Source organism: Streptomyces sp. H39-S7, from assembly GCF_027158205.1.
GTDB lineage: Bacteria > Actinomycetota > Actinomycetes > Streptomycetales > Streptomycetaceae > Actinacidiphila.
The window spans coordinates 10,112-24,150 of the sequence record NZ_JAPVLU010000085.1; the positions used below are offsets into that span (position 1 = coordinate 10,112).

Annotated in this window: 12 protein-coding genes and 1 pseudogene; 5 read left to right on the plus strand and 8 right to left on the minus strand. The window is 69.4% G+C overall.

The genetic code is table 11. The features are described from left to right. The first annotated feature begins 2 nt into the window (after positions 1 to 2). Positions 3 to 311 (plus strand): PhzF family phenazine biosynthesis protein, encoded by a 309-nt coding sequence (locus tag O3X23_RS41265; protein ID WP_269279597.1) that lies wholly within the window; start codon positions 3 to 5, stop codon positions 309 to 311. Positions 312 to 793: 482 nt separating this feature from the next. After that, positions 794 to 1,828, plus strand: coding sequence for a helix-turn-helix domain-containing protein (locus O3X23_RS41270; RefSeq protein WP_269279600.1), 1,035 nt, complete (start codon positions 794 to 796; stop codon positions 1,826 to 1,828). 193 nt (positions 1,829 to 2,021) lie between these two features. On the opposite strand, the gene O3X23_RS41275 is transcribed toward O3X23_RS41270, so the two are convergent. Further along, positions 2,022 to 3,530, minus strand: coding sequence for a GMC family oxidoreductase (locus O3X23_RS41275; RefSeq protein ID WP_269279603.1), 1,509 nt, complete (start codon positions 3,528 to 3,530; stop codon positions 2,022 to 2,024). 786 nt (positions 3,531 to 4,316) lie between these two features. Further along, on the minus strand, positions 4,317 to 4,835 hold the full coding sequence (locus tag O3X23_RS41280; RefSeq protein ID WP_269279606.1) for a MarR family winged helix-turn-helix transcriptional regulator: 519 nt from the start codon (positions 4,833 to 4,835) through the stop codon (positions 4,317 to 4,319). Positions 4,836 to 5,546: 711 nt separating this feature from the next. On the opposite strand from O3X23_RS41280, the gene O3X23_RS41285 reads away from it, so the two are divergent. Both O3X23_RS41285 and O3X23_RS41290 read left to right on the plus strand, forming a co-directional pair. Further along, complete coding sequence (locus tag O3X23_RS41285) at positions 5,547 to 6,017, plus strand: DUF4142 domain-containing protein (protein ID WP_269279609.1); 471 nt, start codon at positions 5,547 to 5,549, stop codon at positions 6,015 to 6,017. 410 nt (positions 6,018 to 6,427) lie between these two features. Continuing rightward, entirely contained in the window at positions 6,428 to 6,877 is a 450-nt protein-coding gene (locus O3X23_RS41290) for a spore-associated protein (RefSeq protein WP_269279612.1), read from the plus strand. A gap of 420 nt (positions 6,878 to 7,297) precedes the next feature. Here O3X23_RS41290 and O3X23_RS41295 read toward each other — a convergent pair whose 3' ends face one another. The 5 genes and pseudogenes from O3X23_RS41295 to O3X23_RS41315 form a co-directional block, all read right to left on the minus strand. Then, complete coding sequence (locus O3X23_RS41295; RefSeq protein WP_269279615.1) at positions 7,298 to 7,777, minus strand: hypothetical protein; 480 nt, start codon at positions 7,775 to 7,777, stop codon at positions 7,298 to 7,300. Positions 7,778 to 8,008: 231 nt separating this feature from the next. Further along, a complete protein-coding gene (locus O3X23_RS41300) occupies positions 8,009 to 8,458 on the minus strand; it encodes a hypothetical protein (RefSeq protein WP_269279618.1) in 450 nt (149 codons plus the stop codon). Positions 8,459 to 8,589: 131 nt separating this feature from the next. Next, complete coding sequence (locus O3X23_RS41305; RefSeq protein WP_269279620.1) at positions 8,590 to 9,108, minus strand: proline dehydrogenase; 519 nt, start codon at positions 9,106 to 9,108, stop codon at positions 8,590 to 8,592. Between the two features lie 26 nt (positions 9,109 to 9,134). Next, positions 9,135 to 9,630 (minus strand): annotated as a pseudogene (locus tag O3X23_RS41310) (NF041680 family putative transposase); the annotation flags it as partial. Between the two features lie 47 nt (positions 9,631 to 9,677). Next, positions 9,678 to 10,328, minus strand: coding sequence for a hypothetical protein (locus O3X23_RS41315; protein ID WP_269279624.1), 651 nt, complete (start codon positions 10,326 to 10,328; stop codon positions 9,678 to 9,680). Between the two features lie 1,240 nt (positions 10,329 to 11,568). Here O3X23_RS41315 and O3X23_RS41320 point away from each other — a divergent pair. Beyond that, positions 11,569 to 12,756, plus strand: a complete 1,188-nt coding sequence (locus O3X23_RS41320) for a PP2C family protein-serine/threonine phosphatase (RefSeq protein WP_269279628.1) — start codon at positions 11,569 to 11,571, stop codon at positions 12,754 to 12,756. Positions 12,757 to 13,027: 271 nt separating this feature from the next. Here the strand turns inward: O3X23_RS41320 and O3X23_RS41325 are convergent. Next, positions 13,028 to 14,039: PP2C family protein-serine/threonine phosphatase (locus O3X23_RS41325; RefSeq protein WP_269279632.1), on the minus strand; the 1,012-nt coding region annotated here is incomplete at its 5' end.

Below are 14,039 nucleotides of genomic sequence, written 5' to 3' on the forward strand. Positions count from 1 at the left end.
CGTTGCTCCGAGTCCACCCACACCTCGGCAGGCTGAAAGCGGCGTGCCGGCGGTACGGGCTCCTCGGCTGTTTCGTGTTCCTACCGCCGGTGGGCGACCGACCGGGTGCGGCGCGGATGTTCGCGCCGGCGATCGGTGTCGACGAGGACGTCGCCAACGCCAACAGCACCGGCTGCCTGGCCGCCCACCTGCTCGACATGACAGGGGCGCAGACGGTCGCGATCGAGGTGGAGCAGGGTGACACCCTCGGTCGACCGGCCAGCGTGCTCGCTTCGGCCCGACGGGCATCACGACCCGGGTCGGCGGGTTAGCGGTGGCCCGCGACGGACACTGAGGCGACGACTGGACCGTCCCCTTCTGCGATCCGCGCATGGGGGCTGGGGCTGTCCGCTGCGGTCAAGCGCGCCACCGTCCTGCGCATGCCGCGCGAACATGATGAACGAGTCGCCACGGCCGCGAATGCCTGAGCCGCCAAGGCCACCGGCGGGTTGCTTGTTCCCTGGTGCACGCGAACGCGACCCCTGTTCGTGACCGAAGGCGTCAGAAACGTTGATGATCAGGGGTCGCGTCATTGGGTGCTGAAATGGGCGAACCGACCACCGGCGGCGCGCACGCAGGCGATCAGCTCACCTTGCCACATCAGCACGCATCAGCTCTGTCCCTCGACCGCTGCCCTGCGAGCCGACTGTAGGAAGATGGGCGCGGCGCCCGCATGGGCCACGGCGACATCCGTACGGAACAGCAGCACCGCAGCGGGGCGTTGAAGCAGTGAAGGTGAAGGGATCGGGGAGTGATGCACAGTATTGGAGCGGAGGTCGACGGCGCGCGTGGGGCGTTCGCAGTGGACTCGACCGCCCCGGGCGCCGCACCGCGGGGACTCGACGCCTTCCGGCGCGGGTGGGAGACGCAGATCGGCGACGATGTCTTCCAACTGCCCGCCTTCAGCCCGGACACCATCGGGGACTTCCGGGTCAAGGGCCACGTGACCAAGGTGCACGGCGCGGCGATCGCCGATCTCCACGCCGCGTCGGCAACCCGGACCGCGGACGCCCCGGGCGGCGATCAGGACCTGGTGGGAATGTACGTAGTGCAGCGCGGCGCATGGACTCTGGCCGGCCCGCCCGGATCCGGCGAGCAGACCGTGTCGGCCGGGCAGTTCCTCGTCCGGCACGTCGGGAGCCTGACGGCCTTCGAGACGACGGCGCACCTCACGGCGAAGTTCTTCGTTCTGCCTCCCGGCGAACTCAAGCCCCTGCTCGGGAACCGGGTTGTCACCGGGCCGTCGGACACGGCCGAGATTCGCCTGCTGGCAGCCCTCACGGACATGCTCCACGCAACTGTGGCCGACCTCGGCCCGGCCGGTATGGAAGCTGCCCACGGCGCCCTGATCGAGCTGGCCAAGGCGGTGACGAAGGGCCGGTTCGACGACGTGGAACCCCGACTGGCTCCCGCGCTCACCCGAGCCGCCAAGGACCTCGCGGACCGCCGGCTCGCTGATCCCGAACTCTCTCCTGCGATGCTGGCGCGTGAACTCAACATCTCCGTCCGCACGCTGCACCGGGCATTCGCCGCGGTGGGGGAGCAGGTGGCCACCTACATCCGCCACCGGCGACTGCACGAGGCCCGGCTCGCCCTCACCGCGCCGTCAGGTCGCCTGAGTATCTCGGAACTCGCCGCCCACTGGCAGTTCGCGGACAGCAGCCACTTCACCCGGACCTTCAAGAAGCACTACGGTCAGACCCCCACCGAGTACGCCCGCTCGAGCGGAGCGGCCTCGCTCCCGCCGGACAGGCACCTGCCAGAACACAGGCCGGCCGACAGCGCGTGAGCAAAGGCACGACCACAGTTCCGCGGATGTCGCCTGCGGATGGTCACCTACTCTCCAGCAGGGCGCGCTGCAGAGCGTTCCTGAGGGCGGCACGCAGGATGCCCGGCCGCTGGTCGAAGGCTCCGACCAGCGGCCGGCGGGCCAGGCGTCGGGATGAGCGCGTCGTGGAAGCGCCGCGAGCCCTGACGAAGGCTCAGTCGATCAGTTCGGCGGCCCGCTCGGCGATGGCGTAGACGGTCGCGTTGGTGTTGGCCGAGGGGATGGACGGCATCACCGAGGCATCGGCGACCCGCAGTCCGGCTATACCGTGCACGCGCAGGTTCGCAGGGTCGACGACGGCATCGGTGTCGGTTCCCATGCGGCAGGTGCCGGTGTAGTGGAAGTAGGGGCCAGTGGCCTTGCGGATGAAGTCGTCCACGGATTCGCCGCTCGTCCCGGAGCCCGGCACCGTTTCTTGCTTGCGCCAGTCGGCGAACGCGTCGGCCTCCCCGATGCGGCGTGCCAGGGCCAGGCCCTTTCGCATGGTCTCCAGGTCACGGTCGTCGCTCAAGTAGCCGGGGTCGACGACGGGAGCGCTGCCGGGATCGGCGTCCGCCAGACCCACGGTGCCGCTGCTGTGCGGAGCCATCGCGGAGAACACGATGGAGTAGCCGTTGGCCGGTGGCTGGCCCCATGCCGACGGGAGCGGTGCGGCGACGACGTAGACCTGAAGGTCCGGCCGGCCCGCGGCGGGGTCGCTGTACAGCAGGCCCATCACTTCGGCCGGCGGGTTGGCAGGAAGGAACGGTACGGGCTGGATGGCCTCGTACACCACGCCCGCCATCGGATGGTCCTGCAGATGGGAGCCCACACCCGGCAGGTCAGCGACGACATCGATGCTGTGTTCCGCAAGGTGCCGTGCGGGGCCGATCCCGGACAGCAACAGGAGATGTGCGGAACCGACGGCTCCCGCGGTCAGTACCACCTCGGCGCTGTCGACGGACAGGTGCTCGCCGCCGATGGTGTACTCGACGCCGGTGCAGCGGCCCGCGGTGACGCGCAGCCGCTGCACGGTCGCCTCCGTGACGACGTCCAGGTTCGGCCGGTCCAGGAACGGACGGATGTAGGCGTCGGCCGCGCTCTGGCGGGCGCCACCGGGCAGATTCATGTCACTCCACCCGAACCCGGTTTCCAGCCCGCTGCCGACGTCATCGGCGCGGGCGAACCCGGCCTCCACCGCGGCGTTGACGCCCGCCCTGGCCAGAGGATGAGGTTCCGGGACGGGCGCGACCACGACCGGCCCGTCCGTGCCGCGCACGGAGGCATTACGGCTGTGAGCGCTTTCGCTGCGGCGGAAGTACGGCAGCAGATCGTCGAAACCCCAGCCCGGAGCACCGAGGCCGGGCCATTCGTCGTAACCGGAGCGGTGCCCTCGCAGGTGGTAGAGGCCGTTGATGCTCGACGATCCGCCGAGCGCCTTGCCGCGCAGCACGTCAGCGGCCCTGGTGGTTCCGGCCTGCACGGTCGTGGTGCCCAGCCAGAGGGATGAGGGGTCAAACCCCAGGAATCCCCAGGGAGATGCCATCGTCTCGGTTGCGTCCCGGGCCCCGGTCTCCAGCAGCAACACCCGCACGCCGGGGCGTTCCGAGAGCCGGGAGGCAATCACGCATCCCGCCGTCCCCGCTCCCACCACGACATAGTCATAAGGACTCTTGCTCATCATGTTTCCGCTTTCCACGGCAGTCTTTTCCGACTACCGGATTTGAGAAAATCAGCTCCCCGACGATCAAGGAGCGGATTGTGCTTGCGTACTAAAGGCATCTAAAAGTCAGGGTGTTGTCTTTGCGTCGGCCCCATGGGCCGCTCAGCCGGGTCCGGGCTCGGCGCCCAGAAGGCGTGGAACCGGCGGATCAGCAGCGAGCGGGCGCCAACGGAACACGGCTGTCCGGACGGAGGCCTGCCACGTGCCCCTGCTGGTATGCGCGTTGCTGGTGCTGACGGACACGGAGGTGACCCGGTGGCAAACGGTCAGCTGGATTCGGCGGCCTGGGCTCGCCCGATCCGCACCCTGCCGATCACGCTGTGGGGAACGTCCATGTCGGCGCTGATACCTGCCATGCCGGCCGCAGGGCTGAAATTCTCTTGGCTCACGAGTTTCTCGTCATTCGTGTGTCTCCGTCCAGACAGGAAAAGACCGGGTGTTCCCTCTGTCATCGAAGTTTAGGAAAAGCGACGCAGCACCCGCTTGGACCACCGTGACGTCCGTCCGGAACCTGAGCGCCATGAGACGACATTGGGTCCGGTTGATCTGGTCCACGGTGTCGGACGGCCGGACGTCCGGTAGGACGGTCGGCCGGGTCGAGAGCTCGTGAGGGCGCCCGGTCGCCTGGTGACCGCCCGGGTTGAGTCTGGCCCGCCGTCTTCATCGACCCCAGCAGGGGCCTGATGGTGCTCGGCCGCCGACCCGCCACCCCGCCAGGGGTACAGCACCTGAAGACGCCCTGCCGCATCAGGTGGTGGCGGGCTCCGGCCAACCCAGTGGGTACAGGTCCGTTCCGGAGGGGGCGGCGGGCTCGCCTCCCGCGTCGGCGAAAGCGGTCAGGGCGTCGACGAGAGCCTGCCGTTGGTCGGGGGTGACGCGGGCGACGATGGCAGCGATCTCGTCGCGGCGCCGGGCGGTGACCTCGTCGACGATGCGGCGGCCGGCCGCGGTGAGTTGCAGGAGGTTCTCCCGCCGGTTTCCGGGATTGACCCGGCGGGAGGCGAGCCCCGCGGCGATCAGGCGGTCGATCATGCGCATCGCGGTCGATGCATTGACGCCCAACTGCTTGGCGAGGACGACCAGCTTGGTGGCGCCTCGCGTGGAGAGCACCACCAGAAGTCGGAACTGCGGCAAGGTGACCGCGTCCTCCGTCGCGGCCAGCGAGCGTGCGGAGATGGCCACCAGTACGCGTGAGGCGGTCAGGACCGCGCGGGTCACCGCATCGACGTCATCCGTGTCCGGCAGGGGCTGCGCGTTCTGGCTCATGCGCCCTTTTTACCCTCCGTGTGCCGCGGTGCCGTTCCTTTGGCCACCTTCGCCGGCATCGCGAGGCCGGAGCATCGTCCGGGGAGCGGTTCGAGCTTGCCTACGGGCGTCTGTCTCGATCCCGGGTACGAGCGCCGGCCGCGTCCGATGTGGCAGGGGTATCGACGCGCCCTTCTTCGGCGCGCGGAGCCAAGGGCGCGGTGGCCCTGTCCACCGTCAGGAACAGGACCGCCATCACGGTGAGGGTTACAGCGCGGATAGCCGAACGGGGAGCAGGCAGCGGGGGCGAAGTCGACCGCCGCCGCCACGCCGCCTCGGCGGTGACTCTGGACGGCCGCCGGGCGCGCGAGCGCGGGAGGGTACGCGACGGTGGGTGTGTTGGTGACGCCTTTGAGCATCATCGCTCAAACCGTTCGTTTGCTCAATGCAAGAGTTAGCGTTGCTCATGCCCCGCAGGACAAGGCGTAACAGCGTCCGCTCGACCAAACGTTGCGCACTTCAGGAGGCATGATGAAATCTCACGCCCGGAATCCAAGGCTCGCATCGCGTCGTGGCCGCCTGATAGCCGTGGCCATCGCTTTCGTGGCGGTCATCGCCGCCGTCTCCGCGTTGCTCTCGCAGAAGAACAGCTCCGCTGACGAGCCAGTTTCCGCACACCTACCGGCAGTAGGGGCCAATCGAACCGCTGCTCGGGCCGGTAACACCGGCACGGTGACCGACCTGGACAGAACGTTCCTCACCAAGGTCCGGCAAGCCGGACTGTGGGAGATGCCGGCGGGACGGCTCGCCCAGACGCACGCGTCGAGTGAGGCCATCAAGCGGGCGGGTATGCATCTGCTCGAAGGGCACAGCAAACTCGATCAATTGGCTCGCGAGGACTCAGCTGCTCTCAACGTGCCGATCCCCGACCAGGCCACCGCCGAACAGCAGGGCTGGGTGACCCAGTTGGAGAACGCTCGCGGTCCAGCCTTCGACCAGCTCTTCGTGGACCTGCTCCGAGCGTCCCACGGCAAGATCTTCATCACCATCGCTGAGGTCCGGGCCGCGACCAAGAACACCCTGCTACGACGCCTGGCCACGCAGACCAACAACACCGTCCAGGACCACATGGAGGTTCTGGAGGACACCGGTCTCGTCACCGACGCCACCCTCGACAGTGTCGCCGCAACCATCCCCAAGTGACCGGGCTGCCGACCGCGCGGCCCGTGGTGAAGGCACCTGCCAACCATGACGCTGATGTGCGGCATGAGCGGCGGATTGATCATGGGGACGCCAAGTGAGGGAGATGACGATCGAGCAAGGGCACGAGTCCCCGGCGGAGGCAGCTGGTCCGCCGCACTGGGCCGCCGGTCAGCGGCCCACGCGACGAGTTGGGCGAGACGATCGACTGGGGTCCTGCCCTGCCCGGTCAGCAGGGAGCCCTCGCCGGCGTGCTCGACGAGGTGGGCCTGTCCCAGTTCGCGAAGCCGGTGTGGCGATCCGGCTGTACTGAGAAATTTCCTCGCGACTGCGCGCTCGCGTACAACCATTCCTGTCCTGCGGAAGTCTCCCAAGTGTGAGCAAACAGCCCGCAAGATTACATGGGGGAAATCATGGGATACATACGTAGTGCCGCGGTCGCAGGGGCGTTGACCTCCCTGGTGGTGGGTGCCACGGCTGCGTTCGGCGCCGCTGCCCAGGCCGTGCCCAACGTCACGCCGCAGGGGGTCTGCGGCAGTGGCTACAAGACCGTGAACTCGGCGCCCATCGCGTCGCTGGGCACCGTCTACCTCACGTACAACTCGGCGAACGGCAAGAACTGCGTCGCGACCATCCGCACCAACCCGGGCACCGCCAAGAAGATGTCCGCGTACATCAACGTCCCCGACACCCAGGCGTGGGCCGAGGACGCCGGCAGCTTCATGTCGTACGCGGGACCCAGTCGTGTCTACGGCAAGGGCCACTGCGTGAGCTGGGGCGGTTTCATCACCAACGTGTACGTGTCGGTGGAGAACTCCAACTGTGCGTCCCTGACGGAGCACCGGGTCACCAGCGTCCGCTGACCCCGGCTCGATCACCGGCACGCGTTTCCGCGCCTCCTCCGGTTTCGGACCTCCGGGCCCAGGCCGTGGACGTCGCTGGATGACGTTCACGCGCCTCGGGCGGCGCGGAAACCCGCGGTGGTCCAGTCGGCGTCCAGTGGCGGAGCGCCCGGCACCCCACTCGCCGCTGGCAACCCCGAGGCATCGCGGCTCACTTGGGCGACATTAACTTGGAGACCATGTGCAGAAATGGAACCGTCGGGCCGCCAGCGGACTTGTCCACACGCGCGGATCCGGCCTGTGCGCCGCCACGACACGGTCACCAGATCCCCTTGCGTGACCTGCGAAAACGTTAACAACCTGGCCATGGGGAAAGGCCCTCAGCACCCAACTGGTCCGGGCTGACCGCGACGGGCGCTCCGCCCGTGGTGCAGTTCCCGTTCAGGAGGAGCGTCCTGCGGCCCCGGTGCGGTGGAGGTATCCGTCGGAGGGGCAGCCGAGATCCACGTCGTCGGTGGGGCACATGTCCGGATCGTCGGCATCACCGAAGAGGTAGGCCGTCACCCAGCAGGTGCCGGTGCCGAACGACAGCGACAGGACCGCGCCCCGCGTGACGTCCTCGTCAGGAGGGCCGGCCTCGCCGGCCCGGGGGTTGGCGTAGAAGGCCCAACGGCCGGCCCCCGGCTCCGACGAACCGCCGCAGCCCGATGCGGCGGGCAAGGTGAATCGGTCACTGGTGAAGGTGTGATCGCTGTGGAAGGTCAGGGAGGCGCCCGCCTCGCTGGCCCAGCGTCCTTCCAGTTGACCGGCGGAAATCGCTACCGCGTAGAGGCTCGGCGCCAGGTCGCACGACGCCGTCATGGCCATCGCCGCTATCGCTGCCACCGCGAACAACGCCGAGCGCCCTACGTGTCGTTCCATGTGCCGTCCCCTCCCAGGCCCCCGCGCGGTTCGCCCGGGTGCGGGTCTCGTCAACCAGTGCCAGAGTACATTGAACATGTTCAAAAAACCCACAGTGGCTTCCGCGCACAAGGTGTTCGCCGCCAGGCGGACTGCTCACCCCCCGGCGCGGGGATGCCGTACCGCCGGGTGCTTGTCCTGGGACGGTCGTCGCGCCTTTGGGGTGAGGGGCCGCGTGCTTGCTGGTGGCCGTCATTTTGGACGGCAAACCTCGCAGGTGTGGCTGTCGATCGCTGCCGCCAGGTCTCGAGCGGCCGCCTGTACTGCGGGATCCTCGTCACCGATCAGTACACTCACCAAGCCCTTGCCGCTGAGCACTGCTTGGTGGGCCGCGTGCTGGACGTCGAGCCGTGGAGGACTGCCGTGTTCGAGGATGGCTTGGAGCAGTTCCATCACTCCGGGCCGGCTGATGACAGTGGCCGTCACGGCAAGATCCCACAGGAACGGAACCGCCGCGACGGTCGCATCGAAGACCGCCAGCTCACCGAGCCACAGCCCGAGGTCACTCAGCGCCTCAGTACTTGTCCTGGCGTCGCCCCACGCCACCCTCGACAGCCGGCCCGGAACGTCCTGTGCGGCTCCGTAGGCATGTGTCAGCTCGTGCCACCGCACGCGGCTCATGCCCTTGAGGATCGTCCCCATCAAAACCTCCCGGCCTGCTGTCCGCTGCGCGCCTTGAGCGACTCTTCCCCCAAGCCTGTCGTTCAACGTTTCAGGCTGAACGACGCCTCAATCTCCCAACGATCTGGCGGCCAGGGCTCGGAGTTCCTGGGTCAGTTGGGTTTGCCGATAGTGCTGCGGGCCGCGAGGCGGAAGTCCTTGACGGCCAGGTAGAGGGTCCGCTCGCGTTCGGCGGCAAGGGCAGTGTCTTCGGCCTTGTGGGTGGCGTTTCCCGCGTGGGCGTTCTCGGCCATCCGTCGCATGGCGTGTGAGAGGTCCGCGGACGCGTTGGTAACGCGTTCCGCCACTTCCACGAGGGGCGCAGGCCCTTCGAGGATGACGACTTCGCAGGCACGGTGGACCTCGCGGGCCAAGGTGATGAAGCGGCCAATCTTCTCGTCGATGTCGGGCAGATCGGGTTGGTCTGAACGCAGCGCGTCGAGCACAGCGTCCATGGCGATGTCGCGGTCATGGAGAGCGCCGAGGTAGCCGGCGTATGCGTCGCGGCGATGCTGGCGGCTCCATTGGGCGTGTTGGGACCGGGCCTGAGCACGGCCGTTGACGATCGCGGCCCCGAGGGTGGTGGCCGAACCGACAGCGGCGCCCAGCAGTGCGGCGAGTCCTGAGTCCATGGGCCCAAGTCTGCCGTTCTTACTGTTCATCCAGTTCGCCGGGGCATCGTCCCCTTCTTGTGGTGTGCGGGTCGGGCGTAAGACCCGCCGGTGGCGAGGGCCCGCCAGACGTCGAAGCGGGTGGCGGGCCGCCGCTTCTTTGAGCCCGGCGGGCGGCCGGGGCCCGGTCGTGTGGGTTTCGGTGCACCGGCTGGCGCGCCCGTCTTCGCGTGCAGGTTTCTGAACCCCCGGCGCACGCGGGCAGGGGTGAGTCAGTTCGGTTCCGCTGGCTGCTTCCAGGGTCGGCGCAGATCCCGTGTGAGGGTGCGGGCGAGGCGGAGTTGCGCGTGTGCGGCCAGGACGAGCCAGGTCCAGCGGTCGGCCGCGCCGGAATCCCGGAGCTTGTGTCGGGTCCAACCGAGCGTCTGCTTGAGGAAGCGGAAGGTGTGGCTCCACGTCGAACCCTCGCAGGAACGCCTGCCAGCACCGAACAACGTCCTCGGGGCGGGCACCGGTCCCGGACCACCACAGCCACACGGGCTGGGACGCGCAGGGCGCTGAGCGGCGGGGGTAGCAGGACCGGGCTGATGTCAGCGCCCCAGCGCGGCGCGGACGGTCAGTCCGTGGTGGCGGCGCAGTCGGCGCATCTCCCACCAGGACAGAGCCGTGACCGTGAGGGGGGCGCCCAAGACGAACGCGGCTCTGGCGCCCGCGGGGACCTGGGGGTAGGCGCCCGTGATCATGTCCAGCAGTGCCATTTCCCACACCAGGACGCCGGCGAGGATCGGCGGCACCACATCGTGGATGTCGGCGGTGCGAAAGACGTGTACCAGCGACAGGCCGATGCCGTAGAGGGCGAAGACCACCGACCACAGGCACAGCGCCCCGAGGGCGATCTTTCCCGGTAGTCCGATGATGTCCCGGAATCCCGCCAACTCCGGCGCGAACGCGAGCGCCGAGGTGCCCATGGACGCCATGATGGCCACCACCGCGCCGAGCGAGCGCAGGGCTCGCCGCAGGTACAGGCGCCGCAGTCGGGGCAGTGCGGCGGCTGCGAAAGCGCCGACCACCACGGGGAACGTGCAGACCAGCACCAGTACGCTCGACCAGCTCTGATTGAGGCGTTCGTCCGCCAGGGCCTTGGCATCGTCGGCGCTGACGACAGCGTTGTAGGTGACCATCAGACCCAGCCAGGCGACGAGCCCCAGCGCGGTGCGCCACAGCTGAAGCCTGCGGACCATCGGATCGTCCACGGTTCCGTGACGCGAGGGACGGAACGTGCGTTGGGCGGCGTACAGCGGATTGCGAAGGCCGCGCAGGATCTTTTGCGTCCGTGACGGCTCGACGCGCGGCGTTGGAATTGGCGGATGGGGCGGCCCGTACGGATACCCCTGCGGCGGGACCGGCGGCGCGTGCGGGTGCCCTCGCGGCGGGGCGTAAGGGGATCCCGGGGGACCCTGGCCGGGCCATCCCGCCGGCGGCTGACCGCCCGGGCCGCCCGCCGGATCCCCGTGCCCGCCCCTGCCGTAACCACCGCTCACGCCACGCACCCCCGCTGTTCCACCCGATCGAACTGCACAGCGTAGTGGGCACCAACCCCGTCAGAGAGGCTGGCTTGCGGGCCGCAGTCTTCGAGCCCACCCGGCGAGACGGTGACCTGCCCCCGGGCGACGAGCACCGGCACGGGCGACCGAGGCCCGCTTCCTACAGCACCTGGCCCTGTGGGACGGCGCCGCCCCCGACGACGACCGGCCCGAGGCCACCTGGTTTGGTGCACATCACGGACGAGCAGTACGACGCGCACCCGCGCGAATTGATAGCGACGCGCGAAGGGAGAGGCCGCTCCTGCCCGATACGACGACGTCTTGTTCGGCGGCGCGGGGTCCGACCGGACCGCCCGCCGCCTCCCCGTGCCCCGCCGGGACCCGGGTGGACGATGACGAACTCGATGGTGCCCCTCGGGAACGTGCCGGCGGCGAGCACCCAGACGACGAAAGGCAGCTTGCCGGGGCAGGTCGGCGATCCGCTCGGTTCCGTGGAGATCATCCAGGCCCAGGCCAGGCCCTGCGCCGACCAGTGCGAACGCGTACGCGTGGTGAGTCCTTGGGGGAGGGCGGCAAGCGGGGCCGGGGTGGGTCTGTCCGGTCTCATGGGTTGGGCCAGCGGGGTACTGCCGAGTGCGACCAGGCGCCGGGCGTGCCCCCGAGCGGAACCGGCCAACAAGGGGGGCGGACCTGGGCCGGCGCTACGGGGTTCGCCGCAATGCTGGGCTGACGTCCCCGGTAGTAGGGGTGGTCAGCGTGATACCTCAGCCACCCGCATCAGCGCGTCGATGGCGTCCTGGCCCGTCCCTCCACGGATCGCGCAAGCGCGCCGACGGCCAGGACCCGGCTTCCGGCCGCAGACCGACGAAGCATGAGCGCAGCTGGGATTTTTGCGGTGTGGGCGGGAAGGCGAGCCCGTAACTTCTGGGAGGCTGACGTGGCGCGGGATCGGATCGGACTGGCTGAGGTGCTGGCGGCGGCGGAGTCGGCCGCACCGGTGGACTCCCTTGATGTGGTGGCGCGCAATCTGCGCGACCGGTTCGGGGCGCAGTCCGTGTCGTTCCTGTTTCTTGACCTCGTGGGCCAGCGCGTGATGCGGGTTACCGAGGAGGCGACCCCGCAGCAGGGGCGCAACGCCGAGCACATCTCGCTCGACGGCAGCCTGTACGAGGACGTCCTGCGCACCCAGAAGCTGGTCCAGGCGCCGCACGGCGAGCAGGGGCACCGGGTGATCGCGCCGGTCACCAATCGCGGCGACGCCATCGGGTTCTTGGAGTTGTCCCTTCCCCAGGTCACGGCAGACGTGCTGGAGGGGGTGGAGGAGGTGGCGCACGCACTGGCGTACATTGTGGTCACCGATCGCCGCTTCACCGATCTCTATCATTGGCGCCAGCGCACGGCCCCGGTGGGTCTGGCCGCGGAGATTCAGCGCCAGTTGTTGCCCACCGCCCCCTGCTGCGAGGCCCCCCAGTTCACGCTGGCCTGTGCGCTGGTTCCGGCCGCGAGCGTCGCCGGCGACACGTACGACTACGCGCTGGACCGCGAGACCTTGCACGTGTCCCTGACGGACGCCATGGGCCACGACATCAACGCTGCTCTGATGGCCACTTTGTTGGTCAACGCCTCGCGCGGCGCTCGCCGCGCCGGAGCGGGTCTGGCCGAGCAGGCCCGCCACACCCACCAATCCCTCCTCGACCACGAGCGGCGGACCCTGGCCACCGGTCAGCTGTTGAGGATCGCTCTGGACGGCAGTGGAGCCCAGGTCGTCAACGCCGGCCACCTGTGGCCGCTGCGGCTGCGCGAGGGCAAGGCCGAGGAAGTGCCCCTGCACGCCAACTTGCCCTTCGGCGTCACCGGGCGCGGCCCGTACCAGGCGGAGGCCCTCGACCTGCGCTCCGGTGACCGGCTCGTGCTCTACACCGACGGCATGCAGGAACGCCGCGCGGCATCCGTCGACCTGCTCGGCCTTCTGCAGGACACCGCTACCGAGCATCCGCGCGAGGTCGTGCGCGCGCTGGTCGCCGCGGTTGCCGACGCCTGCAAGGGCCAGCTTCAGGACGACGCCACCGTGATGTGTCTGGACTGGCGCGGTCCTGATCCCGCAGGACGCCGCGCCAACGCCTGACCAGGGCCGCCGGCATGTCTACGGCGTCGGCACCCGTGATTGTTCGGTGCGCACGCCCCGCGCGCCGAGCCGTCGCTCCCGGCGGTGGCGCGGGGAGCGCGAATCGCCTGCTTGGCGGAACTCCCGCAGGGAAGGGGGACCCTACTGATCGCCCTTCCCCTCCGCTGATTGGTCCGGCTCATGGCCACCGGCTACCGGCTACCGAGAAGGAGCTCACTGCCCGGAGCGCCACTGCCGCGGACGTCGCCGCGGCCAGGGCCGCGACTGCGGGTCACTTCACCGCCGAGGGTCGAGCGCTATCAGGGCGATGTGGGAACGGCGCTGCAGGCGTCGGCCGACCGAGGACCGGCGCGCCGAGATCGGCGACGGCGCTCGCATGACTGTGGGCGAGGCCGTCTGTCGGCGGGGCTGCCGGGGGTGGGGATGGCGGGGTGGCGGTCAGCACGAGGAGGGCCTGGTCGTCGTCGATGTCGTGGCCGCCGGTGAAGGTGCGCACGGCCCGGGTCAGGACGTCGATGATGTCGTGCGCGCCGGGCTGGTGCGGTGTGCCCGTCAGGGCTTGGGCGAGGCGTTCTTCGCCGAACTGCTGCCCGTGGGTGTCGCGGGCTTCGGTGATGCCGTCGGTGTAGAGCAGCAGGCTTTCGTGCGGGCGCAGACGAAGGTGGTGCGTCGTCACGCGGGGTTCGGTGGTGATGCCCAGCAGGAGCCCGGGGGAGTCGAGCGGGTGGTCGGTGTGGTCGGTGTCGAGGTGCAGGGGCGGGTTGTGGCCGGCGCGCACCAGTTCGATGTCCAGGCCGTGGGTGGTGGGGTTGAGCTGGCCGTAGACGAGGGTGACGAAGCCGGTGCCGTGGCCTGCGGGCCGGTTGATCAGGGCCCGGTTGATGGCGTTGACGACGGCTTCGGGGCCGGGCAGGAGGGGGGCGACGGCGCGGGCGGTGTGGCGGACCAGGGCGGTGGTGGTGGCGGCCAGCGCGCCGCGGCCGCAGACATCGCCGAGCAGGAACGCCCACTGGCCGTCGTCCAGGGGGAAGACGTCGTAGAAGTCGCCGCCGACGTCGAGGCCTTCGCCGGCGGGGTGGTAGTAGGTGGCGATGTCGGCGCCGGGCACTTGCGGTAGCTCGGGCAGGAGCAAGCCGGCCTGCAGGTCGTGGGCGAGGGTGACGCGCTGGGTGTATTGGCGGGCGTTGCGGGCGGCCAGGGCGGCGCGTTGGGCGAGTTCCTCGGCCAGGGCGATGCTGCGGCCGGTGAAGGTGTGGTCGCCGGTGGACAGCAGGGTCATGGTG

Bases quoted from the DNA above. Each gene is read 5' to 3' on its own strand.
- O3X23_RS41270 (WP_269279600.1), top strand. From the start codon at position 794: ATGCACAGTATTGGAGCGGAGGTCGACGGCGCGCGTGGGGCGTTCGCA.
- O3X23_RS41275 (WP_269279603.1), bottom strand. From the start codon at position 3,530: ATGATGAGCAAGAGTCCTTATGACTATGTCGTGGTGGGAGCGGGGACG.
- O3X23_RS41280 (WP_269279606.1), bottom strand. From the start codon at position 4,835: ATGAGCCAGAACGCGCAGCCCCTGCCGGACACGGATGACGTCGATGCG.
- O3X23_RS41290 (WP_269279612.1), top strand. From the start codon at position 6,428: ATGGGATACATACGTAGTGCCGCGGTCGCAGGGGCGTTGACCTCCCTG.
- O3X23_RS41295 (WP_269279615.1), bottom strand. From the start codon at position 7,777: ATGGAACGACACGTAGGGCGCTCGGCGTTGTTCGCGGTGGCAGCGATA.
- O3X23_RS41300 (WP_269279618.1), bottom strand. From the start codon at position 8,458: ATGGGGACGATCCTCAAGGGCATGAGCCGCGTGCGGTGGCACGAGCTG.
- O3X23_RS41305 (WP_269279620.1), bottom strand. From the start codon at position 9,108: ATGGACTCAGGACTCGCCGCACTGCTGGGCGCCGCTGTCGGTTCGGCC.
- O3X23_RS41315 (WP_269279624.1), bottom strand. From the start codon at position 10,328: ATGGTCCGCAGGCTTCAGCTGTGGCGCACCGCGCTGGGGCTCGTCGCC.